This is a genomic window from Nocardia heshunensis (genome assembly GCF_054782115.1).
The window spans coordinates 219,568-233,029 of the sequence record NZ_BAAGTC010000027.1; the positions used below are offsets into that span (position 1 = coordinate 219,568).

Here is a 13,462-nt window from a genome sequence, read left to right on the forward strand (position 1 = left end):
GGGATTTAACCGGCCTGTACGAAGATTCGCGCGGACTCGATCCGCAACCCGGCGGTGAAGTCCAGTTCGGCGATGCCGCGGCCCTGCCGGGTCTCCACCGTCGCGGTCACGGTGCGCCCCGCCGCGATCGCCTTGCTCCAGCGCAGCCCCTTCACCCGAGTGGTGAAGTCCTCCAGCGACATCACGCCGTCGGTGCCCCACTCCAGGCGCGGCACCGGGGCCAGCGCCGCGCGGGCGGCGACGGCATCGCCGTGCCCGAGTGCATCCAGCAGCCGCCCGGCCGCCGCCTTGCCCGGCTTGCCGACGCCGCGCAGCCCCGACATGAAACCGATTGCGCCGCCGACACCCTGGTTGCCGAGCAACTGCGGCCCCAGCTTCGCCCCGGCCAGCAAGCCCTGCATGCCGGAGCCCAGCAGCTGGCCGATCATGCCCGCCAGCTCCCAATGTGCGCGCAGCACACGGATTCTCAAGCTGCCGTCGACGTCGGCGAGGTCGTAGCGCAGGTGCATGGGCACGTGCAGCGTCACGCCGGTCGACATGGTGGTGGCGATGGTGAGGTCGCGGAAGACGGTCATCCCGCACACCACGTCATTGGTGACGTCGAAGGCAATCCCGTTGGGCGCGATGAAGGTGTCGTAGAAGCGCTCGATGGCCGCGCGACCGACGTGCGGGCGCGAGCCGACCGGGTCCTCGACGCTGCCGTCATCGGCGAAAAGGCCCACCCAGGCGGCCTTGTCGTGCGCGCCGACCGCCTTCGGGGAAGCTTCGACGGTCGCCAGTAGTTCGGCGGCGGTGGGGTTCGCGGGCACGGGTCCTCCAGGTGGTGAGCAAGCGCGCGCGATGATACCGAACTCCCGGAATCTCCGAAGGCGGTCGGGCACTTTCGGTTCGGGACCGGCCCCGATCAGATCGAGGTCGGGCCCGATCAGATCGAGGTCAGGCGGGGCAGCAGGCGCTCGGCGAATTCGGTGGCGTACGCGACCGGATCGCCGTCGGGCATGAAATCCAGCTGCGTGATGCCCAGTGCGGACAGCTGCTCGGCGGTGCGCACCGTCGCCTCCGGATCGGCGAGCACCGGACCCAGGTAGACGGCGGTCTTGCGGATCGCGTCGTAGTCGCGCCCCTCCGCGTCACAGTGCGCGCGCAACACCTGTAGCTTGGCCGACACATCCTCGACACTGCTCGCGAACAGATTGCAGGCGTCCGCATAACGGGCCACCAGCAGCAGCGTCTTCTTCTCGCCACCGCCACCGATCAGGATGGGCGGGTGCGGCCGCGTCAAAGGCGCGGGCACACACACGGTTTCGGCCAGCTGATAGTGCTCGCCCTTGTACGGACCGTTGTCCGGGCCCCACATCTGCAGGCAGATCTGCAGCGTCTCCTCGAGCCGCTCGAAGCGTTCGCCCATGGGAACCACCGGCACACCCAGCGCCCGCTGCTCCCGCTCGTACCAGGACGCGCCGATGCCGAGTTCGGCCCGGCCGCCCGAGAGCACGTCGAGCGTGGTGACGATCTTGGCCAGCAGGCCGGGATAGCGGTACATCACGCCGGTGACCAGCAGGCCCAGCCGCATCCGCTCGGTCAGCGCGGCCAGATAGCCGAGGGTGGTGTAGCCCTCCAGCATGGGCTCGTCGTGCCGACCCCGCAGCTCCATCTGGAAGTAGTGGTCCATGACCGTGAACTGCGCGAACCCGGCCTGTTCGGCAATGCGGGCGGTGTGCGCCAGGGTGGGCGCGATGCGCTCGGGTTCGGCGGGAGTCGAATAGTTCCAGTAGTGCAGCCCCAGTTCCATGCTGTTCAGTTTGCCCGATCCAGCACGGTTTTCGACCCGATTACTGCTTGGGCAGCGGGAGGTCCATGCCGCCGACGTCGGTGACCTTCCAGTCGCCCTTGGGATCCACATTGACCGTGTAGTAGATGGTGGTCAGCACGCCGTCCGGGTTCTGGGCGTTGGTGGAGTTGACGTTCAGATAGACATTGACCTTGTAGACGCCGTTGTCGCGGTTGACGACCTGCGAGCTGAGCAGGGTCGGGCTCGAGGTCCACTTGAGCGGGACCAGGATCTCCTGCAGCTTCGAGGCGGTGGCGTCGAACTTGGCGGCCAGGGCCGGGGTGGTGTTGGCCTTCAGGCGCACGGTCCAGGCATTGAAGTCGGCGTAGTTGAGGTTGGCCGCGCCCATGGCGTAGTCGGAGGCGATCTGCTCGGCGTGCTTGTCGTCGGCCGCCTGGTTGTCGCGGCTCTTCAGGTCGCTGCGCGCGGACTGCCACAGCACGGTGACGGTCACCAGTGCGGCGATCAACGCGATCCCGGCCGCCGCGGTGAGCAGCGCCGAGAGCTTGATCGAGACGGTCTTGGCGGCAGCCGCGGGCGCCGGGGTGGCCTTCTTCAGCTGCTCGCCCTTCGGCTCCACGAAGACGGCAGAGGTCTCCGGGTCGACCGGCTGCGTCGGTTCGGTGTCCTGAGACATGGTCTTTCTCCTTGCTGGTATTGCTACTTCACGCCGACCTGCACGCGCACGGCACCGTCGCCGGTGGACGCGAGCGCCTGCGAGATCAGATCGCTGAGGTTGATCTGCGGCCCGGCCGTGCGCGCCGCGTCGGCGAGCGGTTGCAGCTGGGGCGCGAGGGTCTTCAATTCGGGTCCGGCCTGCTGGAGCCAGTCGGTCAGCTTGGCCAGGAAGGGTGCCAACCCGTTGCCACTTACATAAGCCTGTGGACCGGGGGCACGGTCGCCCAGTCTACCTACGGCATTGATGAGCTGCTCTAGTGACTGCTCGAACTGCACGAATGCCGGCGCGGCCGCCCCGGCGGCTTCACCGATGCCCGCCATATTCGAGGCCGCCGCCTGGAAGCTGTTGAGTAGCTGAGCGATTTTGGGCTCGCGGCTCATGATCGCCTGGGCCAGCAGATCGCCCGCGCGGGTGAGGTTCGGCATGGCCGAATCGGTGTCGTGGAACGCGGTCCCGAGGGTGCTGGCCAGCGAGGCCGCCACCTTGGGATCGAGCTGGTTCATGACCTTGTTGACCAGCCGCGACACCTCCGGAATGGACAGCGGCGACTTGATCGCGGCGGTCTCGAGGCGCTGCCCGTCGGTCAGGTACGGCCCGCCCGCGACCTTGGGCCGGAACTCCACGTAGGGCTCGCCCAGGGCGGAGAGCTGTTCGATGCTGATATCGCTGTCGGTGGGCAGCTTGCGGTCGCCGTCGATGCGGATGCCCACCTCGATGCCGCGCGCCGTGGAGTCCACGGAGGTGACCTTGCCGACCTTCATGCCGGTCAGCAGGATGGGCGAACCCACGCTCAGGCCACCGGAATTCGGCATCACCATGGACGCGTCGGTGTAGTGCGCGAACGGATCCGCCCGCACCACACCGAAGGTCAGGTAGCTCGCGCCCACCACGGTGACGACCGCGATGCCGCCGAGAGACGCCAGCGAACCCCACTTCATCGCACCGCCCCGATCATGCGCAGTCCGGCCAGAATGTTGGCGACCTGATCGTCGCGTGACACCGAATCCGCCTGGACGCCGGTGATGTTCACCTTCGGCCCGTTCTCCACGAACGGAATCAGCTTGTCGCGCACCAACGCGACCAGCGCCGACAGGTTCGAGGGCTGCGACAGGTCCAGCGGCTTGCCCGAAAGCGCCAGCGGCGCAAAGGCTTGCGTCACCGGATCCAGCGCACCCGCCAGCGGGGCCAGCCACACCAGCGACTGCCCGAGCTGCCCGAGCACCGCGAAGATCTGGGTGACGCCCTTGATGGAGTTGGTGACCCCGGTCATGGCGTCCACCGACTCCTGGCTGAGCTGGTGATCGAGGAAGTCCGCACGATCGTGCAGCACTTGGGCATTCACGCCCAGGCCGTTGAGCAGGCTGTCGACCTGGTCCAGGTTCGCGGCCAGATCGACGGCGTTCCCGGCCGCGTTCTGCGCGATCCGCTTGGTCTCGTTCGGATCCTGCGGCAGCACCGCATTGAACCGATTGATGATGTCCTGTAGCTGATTGATCGCGCCGCCCTGGGTGAAGGCGGCCAGCGCGGCCATGGTGTCCTCGAGCTGCACCGGCGGCTTGGTGTGGTCCTGGGTAATGGTGCCGCCGTCTTTCAACAGCGAGTTGAAGCCGTCGGGCGGTGTGGTCAGCGCCAGGTGGATGTCACCGAGCACGGTGTTCTGCCGCAGCTCGGCCACCGACGCGGTCGGCAGCTGCACCTTGGACGAAATATCCGCGTCCACAACGACATACCCGCCGCGTCCACCGGCGTCGGCGGGACTCACCACGCGCACCCCGGCCACCGTGCCGACCTGCGCACCATTGGCGATCACCTTCGCCTTGGCGGGCAGATTCAGCACATTGCCGAACTCGATGTGGATCCGATAGGTCGGACCCGACACGGTCGTGCCCGGCACGGGCACCGACGACGGGTCGAAGGCGCACCCACCGACACCTGCCAAGAGTCCCGTGACCAGCACCGCAGCGCCGACCCGCCTCGTCATTCCGGCGCGCTTTTGGCCGGAATCCACAGCAGTGGAGTGGATCCCGGCCAAAAGCCTGCCGGGATGACGGGGGAATCGCGTGTCTATCGTGAGGTTCCAGCGTCCGATTCTCATCGCGCACCTGCCATTCCGAGCACCAGCGGGACGAGGGGCACGTTCACCAGGCCGTTGGCGGCGTCGGTGCAGGCGCCCGGGGAGGCGGCGTTGACCGCGGCGCAGACCTGTTCGGCCTGCGGGGCCGGGAGCGCCGCGCGCGGCGAAGCGTAGGAGATGCCGTTGGACATGACGTTCTGGGCGGCATTGGTCAGCACCGGGAGCTTGAGCATGATCTCCGAGAGCGAGCCGACATTGGCACGCAGCAACCGGACCAGCGGCAGGGTGTCGTCCAGCGCCTTCATGATCGGGTCACCGGCAATGGTGACCAGATCGTTGAGCATGGGCAGCACCGCACCGAGGCGATCGATGAGTTGCGCACCGGGACCGATCAATTCGGTGGTGGCATTGTTCAGGGCCGGGCCCAGCCGCAGCAGCATGGACCGCAGGTCACCCCAGTGGTCCTCGACCTTCGCACCGACCGAGGCGAAGGCATCGAAGATGCCCGCCAGATGGCCGATGTCGGCATCCGGTTGCGACAGCGCCGAACCCAGCTTCTTGACGATCTCGTTGATCTGCGGGCCCGCGCCCTGGGTGGCCGAGTCCAGCCCGGACAGGCCGTGCGCCAACGCATCCGGGGCCTGCGCCTGCTGCAACTGCGAGGACAGATCGGCCAGCGCGGTCAGCGTCTCGGTAATGCTCTTCGGCGTCAGGGATTTGGTGATGCACTGCGAGGCATCCCAGTGCGTCAGGTTCTTGCCGCTGTTGAGCACCGCCAGATTGCGGTCGGCCACAATGGAATCCGAAACCGTGGTGGCGGCGGCGTCCGCGTACACCGGGTACTGCGCGTCGACGCTGAACTTCACCTTGACCTTGGTGCCGTCGGCATCGACGGAATCCACGGTGCCGACCGGGATTCCGCGCATGGTCACCTTGTTGCCCGCGTACAGGCCGACCGCGTCGGGCATGATCGCGCAGTAGGCGACGGTCTTCTTCATCGGATCGAAGATGATGAAGTAGCCGACCACGGCCAGCACCACCACGAGTACCGCACCGGCGACCGACATGAATGCCTGCGATCCGAGCATCCGCTTGAACATCAGCAGTCCTTCCCCGGCAGCGGAATGCACACCTGGGGCAGGGTGACGGTCTGCCCCGACTGGTCGACCTTGACGCCGCCATCGGGAATCACCAGATCCGACAGCTTCTTCTGCAACTCCTGCGCGGCGGTCAGGGTGGGGGCGAACTTCTCGCCGAGCTGCTCGAGCTCGGTGACGGCATCGGTCAGCTTCGGCTTCAGATCCGCGAAGGCCGGTTCCGCACCGCCGAGCCGGTCCAGGATGTCGCTGAGCAGCCGCAGCGCCTCGGCCATCTCCGAGTGCTTGTCGTCGAGCACCGTGACCAGCAGGTTGGCATTGTCCATCAGGCGGCCGAGATCCGTCTTCGCACCGTCGTACATGCGCACGTACTCATCGGCCACGGCGACCGCGTTCGACACCTGGCTGCGCTGCTTGTCCAGCGCGTCCACGTAGGTGGCGACGGTCGACAGCGTGGTGCGCAGGCTGTCGGGCGCACCGTCGATCGAAGTGCCCAGCGCCGCAAGGTTTCTGTTCAGCGTCGACCCGTCGATCTTGGCCAGTGGGGCGGCCGCGTCCTGGAAGGTCTCGACCAGGCTGTAGGGCAGGCGCACCCGGTCCGCCGGAATCGCCGCGGAGCCAAGGGGTTTGGTCCCCGCCGGGAACAGCGCCACGTAGTGCCCGCCGACGATGGTCAGCATGCGAATGTCGAGGGAGGTCTGATCGCCCAGGAACACATCGGAATTCACCGTGAAGCGCATGACGACCTTGTCCGGCTTCAGTTCCAGGGACTTGACCGAACCGACGGAGATTCCGGCGATGCGGATATCGTCGCCGGTCTTCACCGACTGCGCCTCCGACAGTTCCGCGGTGTAGGTGTGCTTGCCGAGCGGCACCACGTACAGCGCACCGGCGGCCAGCAGGCCGATCACCAGCGCGATCGCGCCGAGAATGCCCTTGCGCAGGTGCCGCTTCTGCTTGGTCGCGTCGTCGACCACCCGATCATCACGCTTCAAGAAGCGGGGCATTGTCATCCGTTGCATATCGCCACCTGCTGTCCCGAGACCAGCACCTTGACCACCGCGGGCAGATCGGCACTGCCCTTGCTGCACAACGGCTTCCAGCCCGACGGGCTCGACGGCAGCGACACGTCGGCCGCGCCCAGCACCGCGGGCAGGCGACTGAAGGTGTCCACCGCCTCCTTGGCATCGGGGAAGATCCGGCGGATCAGCGCGTCCACATCCGACCCGCTGTTGATGCCCAGCGAGTTCAGCAGATTGTCGATGGGCCGCAGCACCGACGGCGCGGTTAGCGCGAATTGCGCCAGCCCGCCGATGTTCTGCTGCAACGCCTCGAAGATGTCGGAGAGCTGCTTGAGCAGCGGCACCAGGTAGTGGACGCGCCCGCCCAGGCGATCCGACAGATCCGACATGTTGTGGATCAGCGTCCAGATCACCTGCTGCCGATTGTCCACGTACGACGCCAGTTTCCCGATCGCGTCCATGGCCGGTCCGACTCCGCTGCCATCACCCTCGATCAAAGCGACCATGCTGGCGCTGAATTGGTTGATGGCCTCCGGAGAGATGGTCTGCAGCACCGGCTTCAGGCCGTTGAACAGCTGCGTCACGTCGAAGGACGGCACCGTGTGGTCGGTCCCGATGCGCGCGCCCGCCGCGATCCGGTTGCCCGGCTGCGGCTGCTGCTGCAAATCGATGTACCGCTGCCCCGTGAGGTTCTGATACCGAATGGCCAGCTTGGAGTTGTCGTAGATCGGCGCATCGTCCTTGACCGCCACCTGGACCCGCGCTTGCGCACCGTCCAGGTTGATGGCCTTCACCTTGCCGACCTGCACGCCGTACATGCGCACGTCGTCGCCGACCTTGAGGCCGTTGGCATCGGTGAACAGCGCATCGTGCGACTCGGTCTTCCCGGACACCGGCCGCTGAATCGCGGTGAGCACCAACATCAGCACCACCCCGATCACGCCCGCGAACAGGGCCAGCCGCCACGCCGCGGCCTTGACGCTCATCGCGCTCCTCCCAGCAGTGGCACCGCGATGGCCGGAACACCCTTCAGATCGACCTGCACATTCAGCACCGGCCCCTGCCCGTTGTCCGGCATGGCCGCGCTCAAACGCTGCAGCAGCTCCCGCAATTCGACCGCCGACTGCTGCGGCCGCGGCACCATCTGCGCCAGCGCGGTCAAGACCGGCACCAGCATGTCGGTGGTACCGGAGAGCTGAGTTCCGGCCTGCGAGAAGGTGTTCGCCAGGATCGGCAGCAGCTGCCCGGTCACGATCGCGACGTTCTTGTCGTAGTCGGCGCGGTCGGTCTGCAAGCGCTGCATGCTGCGGATCAGATCCACCACCTGCACGGTCGCGCCCGCGAACTGGCCGCCGCCGTCGAAGGCCGGGCCGAGCTTGCCGAACAGCTCCGACATCGGCATCTTCTGGTTGTTGGTGATGGTCCGCTGCGCGGTGATCAATGCCTGCGCCAGCGGCGTGAACGCCTGGGTGTCGGCCGCGGCCTGCGCGATCACCGACGCCATCTGCGGGGTCAGCACCGAACCGCCCACCTGCGAGGCGCTGCGCAGAATCGAGCCCATGGTGGCGTCGTAGACGGCTGCGGCGCGTGCGCCGGTGAAGTCCAGCACGGTCCCGGCGCGCAGCGGGGAACCGCCCGCGCCCTTACGCAATTCGATCTCGCTGATACCGAACAGGTTGGCGGGCGCGTAATCCACCGACAGGCTGTCGTCCAACCCGAACAGTTTGGAGTCGTCCAGGCGCAGCGAGATCTGCTGCGTCCCGTGCTGATTCGGGGCGATATCGGTGACCTTGCCGACCACCACGCCATTGGCGCGCACATCGGTGCCGACCAGCACGCCGTCACCGATCTGCTCGGTGCGCAGCGAGATCGCCAGCCCGTCCTCGGTCTGCTGCGACCGGTACAGCGCCCAGCCCGCCACCACGGCGACGACCAGCGCGAGCGCGACCGCGCCGACCGTCAACGCACGCTTGCGATCGACGGCCACACCCGGCATTCCGTAATTCGGCATCCCCTACCCCGTGAACGTAATCGCCGAGTTGAAGCCCCACAGGGACAGTGACAGCACCATGTCCACGCCGATGATCGCCACCGAACTCGCGCGCACCGCCTTGCCCGAGGCGATACCCACGCCCTCCGGGCCGCCGGTCGCGAAAAAGCCGTAGTAGCAGTGGATCAGGATGACGACCACCGCGAAGATGGCCACCTTCACCACGGCCGCGATCACGTCGAAGCCGGACACGAACTGGAAGAAATAGTGGTCGTACACGCCCGCGGACGCCCCGTGCACCAGCGTGATCAGCCCGCGGCAGGACACGTAGGACAGGATCAGCGCGATCAGGAAGGTCGGGATGATGGCGACCGCGCCGGCCAGGACGCGGGTGGTCACCACGAAGGGAACCGAACGCAGACCGAGGGATTCGATGGCGTCGATCTCCTCGGAGATGCGCATCGACCCGATCTCGGCGGTCATGCGGCAGCCCGCCTGCGCGGCGAAACCGATGGCCGCGGCGATCGGCGCCAGCTCACGGGTGGTGGCGTACGCCGACACCAGTCCCGACACCGGGCCCATACCGAGCATGTCCAGCGTGGTGAACGACTCCACCGCCACCGACGCGCCCATGACCAGACCCAGCACGATCATCATCGGTACCGTGCCGCCGCCCACGATGACCGAGCCGCGGCCCCAGGTCATATCGGAGATGGCGCGCATGGTCTCGTCGCGATAGCGCTTGAGCGTCAACGGGATCGACGAGAGCACCTGCCAGACGAACGACAGGATGAAGCCGAGTCCTTCGACGCGGCGCAGGATCAATCCGCGGCGGCGATAGGCGCGCGCCGCCCAGCCCAAGCCCTTGGGCACATAGGTGGCGGACATCAGGCCAGCCTCGTGGGTAGGAACAGGTCGGTGATCTGGGTGGCGACCAGGTTGACCGTCACGATCGACACCACCGACAGCACCACCGCGGCGTTCACCGCGTCGGCGACACCGCGCGGACCGCCCTTGGCCTCCAGCCCGCGCTGGCAGGCGATGATTACCACGAGGAAGCCGAAGATGACGGCCTTCAACAGCGAGATCCAGACATCGGCGGTGGTGGTGAAGGACCCGAAGGTCGACCAGTAGGAACCGGGCGTCACGCCCTGCCCGCCGATCGCGACGCCGTAGCCCGCCAGCACGCCGACGAAGATGATGAGCACGTTCAGCAGCGGGGCCACGAAGACCATGGCCACCAGGCGCGGGATCACCAGGCGGTGAATCGGGTTGATGCCCATGGTGTTCAGCGCGTCGATCTCCTCGCGAATGGTGCGCGCGCCCAGATCGGCGGCCAGCGCCGCGGCGCCCGCGCCGCCCAGCAGGAAGCCGGTGGCCAGCGGTGCGCCCTGTTTGATCACGCCCAGGCCGCCGGTCGCGCCCAGCAGCGAGTCCGCGCCGAGGGTGTGGATGAGATTGCCGACCTGCACCGAGACGATGACGCCGAACGGAATCGCGATGAGCACGGCCGGAATGGCGGTGACGGTGATGAGCCGCCACGCCTGCAGGATCGCCTCCTTCCACTGGAACTGGCGACGCACGATATCGGTGAAGGTGCCGATCACCGCTTCCTCGGCAATGCCGACCGCGCGGCCGAAGGTACGCAGCGAGGCGACGGTGGTGCCGGAGAAGTTGTCACGGACGATGCGCGCGGCGGAACGACTCTTGACCGCTGGACGACTCTTGACCGCCCGGGTCAACGCGGAACTCCTTCATCGGGACGGAACCGACGCGGGGTATCGAGCTTCAAATTTCTTCTCCGTGATCGGCAACACTGCCCGCCCTCAAAGCTAATGGTTACGACGAGTTACAACAAATCGGTTGCGGGTGTGATCGGAGCCTCTAAGTTACCGTCTGGTACACCCCACGTAATGACCGGTCAGTGAGACGAATGGCCATGTGACCTGGGATTCTAGAACGTGTTATCAGAGCGGATCGGCTATCACTATGGTTTCCGACACCTCGTGAGCGAACCCCTCGCAAGACGGTTCCGATAGCCTCGGCCATACCCGAAGACGAATCGAGTGATCTGTCAGCAACCGAGGTTTACCGCCGAACCCGCGCGTAATCCGGACGCGGCGTGTTCACTGTGGCTGTGGAACACACGGTGTCGGCGGTCCTGCACACGATCGAGACCGGCGACTGGGCGGAATTCGCGAAACTGGTGCACCCGTACGTGCATTGGACCGAGGACGGCGTCACTACGCGCGGACGGGTCCAGGTGATGACACTGCTCTCGCACCACCACGCGACGAAACCGGCGACCTCCTTCGAACTACGCGACGGTCAGGTCTATCGCTGGAACTCCTGACCGCCGGAAGTCCCGACTAGGGGCTGACCGCCAGAAACACGAAGGCCGAGAACAACACCAGGTGCACCCCGCCCTGGAGCAGGGTCGCGCGTCCGGGCACCACGGTCAGCGCGCCCACCACCACGGTCAGCGCCAGCAGCACCATCTGGGTCGCGCCCAGGCCCAGCATGAGCGGGCCCTCGATCCAGATCGAGGCCAGCGCGATGGCCGGAATCGTCAGGCCGATGCTGGCCATGGCCGAACCCAGGGCCAGGTTCAGCGAGATCTGCACCCGGTCGCGGCGCGCGGCGCGCACGGCCGCGATGGTCTCCGGCGCGAGTACCAGCAGCGCGATCACCACACCGACTGCGGATTGCGGCAGTCCGGCCGAGGCGATGCCGGATTCGATATTGGGCGAGACCACCTTCGCCAACCCGACCACGCCGATCAAGGCAACTAACAGCAAACCCAGACTCAGCAGCGCCTGCCGCTTGGTGGGCGGCTCGTCGTGCTCGTCCTCGTCATCGTCGGCCCGGGCCGAACCGCCCTCGCCCGGCGCGAAGCCGCCCTCGACCGGGAGGAAATCGTCGGGATGCCGGATGGTCTGCACCATCACGAAGACGCCGTAGAGCACCAGCGAAGCCACCGCGGCGAAGATCAACTGGGAGGCCGAGAAGACCGGGCCGGGCTCGCTGGTGGTGAAGGTCGGCAGCACCAGGCTCAGCGTGGCCAGGGTGGCGACGGTGGCCAGCGCCGCCCCGGTGCCTTCCGCATTGAAGACCGCGACCCGCCGCCGCAACGCCCCGACCAGCAGCGACAACCCGAAAATGCCATTGCACGTGATCATTACGGCGGCGAAGACGGTATCGCGCGCCAGCGAGGCGGCCTTCTCACCGCTGGACACCATGAGGGTGACGATCAGCCCGACCTCGATGATGGTCACCGCCACGGCCAGGATCAGCGACCCGAACGGCTCGCCCACCCGATGCGCCACGGTCTCCGCGTGATGCACCGCCGAGAGCGTCGCGCCCATCAGGAACACCGCCACCAGCGCGGCCAGGGCCGGATTCAACGAGTGCCCCCACGAGGCCGCCAGTACCAAGGCTCCAACCAGGGGAAGGATGACCGACCAGTACTGACTGCAGAAGCGCACCATGACCCCCATCGTTGCAGCAAACTGTCCGCATACCGCGGAAATGGGAGGCATGCCTCCCCCGATTGCCTTACCGCATGAGTGTCGCCCGGTGAATTAGGCTGCCCACGTGGACGACACCCCCGCAGCGGACCCCACCGGCGCGACGCACCCGCACGAGCCGCACGACGCGAGTCTCGCCTCCCGGCTCAACTGGCTGCGGGCCGGGGTGCTCGGCGCCAACGACGGCATCGTCTCCACCGCGGGCCTGGTGGTCGGCGTCGCCGCCGCGTCCACGGATTCGAACGCCATCCTCACCGCGGGCATCGCGGGCCTGGCCGCGGGCGCGATCTCCATGGCGGTCGGCGAATACGTCTCGGTCAGCACCCAGCGCGACACCGAACGCGCGCTGCTGACCAAGGAACGCCGCGAACTGGCCGAGGAACCGGAATACGAACTGGCCGAGCTCACCCAGATCTACCGGGACAAGGGCCTGTCCCCCGAGACCGCCCGGGTGGTGGCCGAGGAGCTCACCGCCCACGACGCCTTCGCCGCGCACGCCGAGGCCGAATTGGGTTTGGACCCACACGATCTCACCAACCCGTGGCATGCCGCGCTGTCCTCGGCCGTCTCCTTCACCCTGGGCGCGATCCTGCCGATCCTGGCCATCCTGCTGCCCCCGACCCAGTGGCGCATCCCGGTGTGTTTCGCCGCGGTCCTGGTGGCGCTCGCCGTCACCGGCTCGGTGAGTTCCCGTCTGGGCGGCAGTGATCCGCGCCGCGCCGTGCTGCGGGTCGTCATCGGCGGCGCCCTGGCCATGGCGGTCACCTACGGAATCGGGCAGCTCGCAGGCGTTTCCGGGCTCTAGTCGGCGACCGGGGCCGAATCCTCCGGCGGTGCGGGCAGATCCACCGGCACGGGCGCGTCGACCGGCCCGGTGTAGTTCGGGTCGATCACCACCGGTACATCCACCGCATGCGGTGCGACCGGCGCGGGCGGCGGCCCGGCGGGCACGACCGCGGGCGGGGCCGGAACCTCGGCGGCGGGAGCGACGGTAGGACCGCCCACGCCGGGGAGCCGGGCGGGCGCGATCGGATCATGGCGCAGCCGTGGAACATTGACGATCGAGGTGTCGGCGATCGGGCGCTCGCCGGATGCGGTGAGCCAGACGCCCGCACCGATCCCGATGGCCATCAGAACCGCGGCCATGAGCACCAGGCCCAGGCGGCGGGGGTCGATATCGCCGTCGTCGCGGCGGATCTCGTCGGCGGTGCCGAGCATGGCTGTCCTCCTTCGGTTTCCGGG

15 protein-coding genes are annotated in these 13,462 nt (G+C 67.4%); 2 read left to right on the forward strand and 13 right to left on the reverse strand.

Annotation, left to right across the window (positions count from 1 at the left end; translation table 11 throughout):
- Positions 1–5: 5 nt before the first annotated feature.
- From ACYVN4_RS41985 to ACYVN4_RS42035, 11 genes are all read right to left on the reverse strand, one after another.
- The gene (locus ACYVN4_RS41985) at positions 6–809 is read right to left on the reverse strand and encodes a nuclear transport factor 2 family protein (RefSeq protein WP_460729323.1); all 804 of its coding nucleotides are present in this window, start codon (positions 807–809) and stop codon (positions 6–8) included.
- Positions 810–925: 116 nt separating this feature from the next.
- Positions 926–1,792, reverse strand: a complete 867-nt coding sequence (locus tag ACYVN4_RS41990) for an LLM class F420-dependent oxidoreductase (RefSeq protein WP_460729325.1) — start codon at positions 1,790–1,792, stop codon at positions 926–928.
- A 40-nt stretch (positions 1,793–1,832) separates the two neighbouring features.
- Entirely contained in the window at positions 1,833–2,468 is a 636-nt protein-coding gene (locus ACYVN4_RS41995; protein ID WP_460729327.1) for a hypothetical protein, read from the reverse strand.
- A 23-nt stretch (positions 2,469–2,491) separates the two neighbouring features.
- Positions 2,492–3,448: an MlaD family protein gene (locus tag ACYVN4_RS42000; RefSeq protein ID WP_460729329.1), complete on the reverse strand. Its 957-nt coding sequence runs from the start codon at positions 3,446–3,448 to the stop codon at positions 2,492–2,494.
- Positions 3,445–4,491 (reverse strand): MlaD family protein, encoded by a 1,047-nt coding sequence (locus tag ACYVN4_RS42005; RefSeq protein WP_460729331.1) that lies wholly within the window; start codon positions 4,489–4,491, stop codon positions 3,445–3,447. Before ACYVN4_RS42005 ends, ACYVN4_RS42000 begins: the two co-directional genes overlap by 4 nt.
- Positions 4,492–4,601: 110 nt before the next feature.
- Positions 4,602–5,684 (reverse strand): MlaD family protein, encoded by a 1,083-nt coding sequence (locus ACYVN4_RS42010; RefSeq protein WP_460729333.1) that lies wholly within the window; start codon positions 5,682–5,684, stop codon positions 4,602–4,604.
- The gene (locus ACYVN4_RS42015) at positions 5,684–6,688 is read right to left on the reverse strand and encodes an MlaD family protein (RefSeq protein ID WP_460729335.1); all 1,005 of its coding nucleotides are present in this window, start codon (positions 6,686–6,688) and stop codon (positions 5,684–5,686) included. Before ACYVN4_RS42015 ends, ACYVN4_RS42010 begins: the two co-directional genes overlap by 1 nt.
- 2 nt (positions 6,689–6,690) lie before the next feature.
- Complete coding sequence (locus tag ACYVN4_RS42020) at positions 6,691–7,689, reverse strand: MlaD family protein (protein ID WP_460729337.1); 999 nt, start codon at positions 7,687–7,689, stop codon at positions 6,691–6,693.
- Positions 7,686–8,714: an MlaD family protein gene (locus tag ACYVN4_RS42025; protein WP_460729339.1), complete on the reverse strand. Its 1,029-nt coding sequence runs from the start codon at positions 8,712–8,714 to the stop codon at positions 7,686–7,688. The genes ACYVN4_RS42020 and ACYVN4_RS42025 overlap by 4 nt, the downstream gene beginning before the upstream one ends.
- A 3-nt stretch (positions 8,715–8,717) precedes the next feature.
- On the reverse strand, positions 8,718–9,581 hold the full coding sequence (locus ACYVN4_RS42030; RefSeq protein ID WP_460729341.1) for an ABC transporter permease: 864 nt from the start codon (positions 9,579–9,581) through the stop codon (positions 8,718–8,720).
- Positions 9,581–10,435, reverse strand: a complete 855-nt coding sequence (locus ACYVN4_RS42035; RefSeq protein ID WP_460729343.1) for an ABC transporter permease — start codon at positions 10,433–10,435, stop codon at positions 9,581–9,583. The genes ACYVN4_RS42030 and ACYVN4_RS42035 overlap by 1 nt, the downstream gene beginning before the upstream one ends.
- Positions 10,436–10,830: 395 nt before the next feature.
- On the opposite strand from ACYVN4_RS42035, the gene ACYVN4_RS42040 reads away from it, so the two are divergent.
- On the forward strand, positions 10,831–11,046 hold the full coding sequence (locus tag ACYVN4_RS42040) for a nuclear transport factor 2 family protein (RefSeq protein ID WP_460729345.1): 216 nt from the start codon (positions 10,831–10,833) through the stop codon (positions 11,044–11,046).
- 16 nt (positions 11,047–11,062) lie between these two features.
- Here the strand turns inward: ACYVN4_RS42040 and ACYVN4_RS42045 are convergent, their stop codons facing one another.
- Complete coding sequence (locus tag ACYVN4_RS42045) at positions 11,063–12,190, reverse strand: calcium:cation antiporter (protein ID WP_460729347.1); 1,128 nt, start codon at positions 12,188–12,190, stop codon at positions 11,063–11,065.
- A gap of 97 nt (positions 12,191–12,287) precedes the next feature.
- On the opposite strand from ACYVN4_RS42045, the gene ACYVN4_RS42050 reads away from it, so the two are divergent.
- Complete coding sequence (locus tag ACYVN4_RS42050) at positions 12,288–13,025, forward strand: VIT1/CCC1 transporter family protein (protein ID WP_460729349.1); 738 nt, start codon at positions 12,288–12,290, stop codon at positions 13,023–13,025.
- Here ACYVN4_RS42050 and ACYVN4_RS42055 read toward each other — a convergent pair.
- The gene (locus tag ACYVN4_RS42055; protein ID WP_460729350.1) at positions 13,022–13,438 is read right to left on the reverse strand and encodes a hypothetical protein; all 417 of its coding nucleotides are present in this window, start codon (positions 13,436–13,438) and stop codon (positions 13,022–13,024) included. The genes ACYVN4_RS42050 and ACYVN4_RS42055 overlap by 4 nt on opposite strands.
- Between the last annotated feature and the right edge of the window lie 24 nt (positions 13,439–13,462).